Origin of the sequence: Gilliamella sp. B2717 (genome assembly GCF_026536675.1) — a bacterium.
Lineage (GTDB): Bacteria > Pseudomonadota > Gammaproteobacteria > Enterobacterales > Orbaceae > Gilliamella > Gilliamella apicola_I.
The window spans coordinates 265,514-265,987 of the sequence record NZ_JAFNNQ010000002.1 but is presented as its reverse complement, the minus strand read 5'-3'; positions in this window follow the sequence as shown (position 1 = coordinate 265,987).

The following is a 474-nucleotide window of genomic DNA, read 5'->3' as shown; positions in this document are numbered from 1 at the left end:
AATTGAGCCATTTACAGCTTATTCAAGGCTTTTATTTTTTAAATGATGTGTTATTTAGTGGGTTGGCTTATGACCATCGAGAACAAAAATTGCATAAAGTGTACCAAATGACCGAAGGTAAAATTACGGGGGAACAAGCGTTTGGTNTTTTATCAGCACAGCAGTGGGGTAAAAATCGATTTTGCGGTGATAGAAGATGATGAGTATTATGAATCTGATGATCCTGTCTATTATCAAGGTGAGTTGTTAAACGGGGTAACTTATAAATACTATGACGGTTTTGTGTNGTGTCGAGTCATTGTGGATTGATGGTTATGACGTTGAATGGATTAATTGGTATGTCGATGGCTCAGGATTAGTGCGCGAATATCAGGCTAATTACGAAGAGTTCAGAAGTGTATTTAAGTGGGATTATAAACGGCTAATTAGCGTTGATTGTACTAAAGGCGATATTAACAACCGATCAAGTTTCTG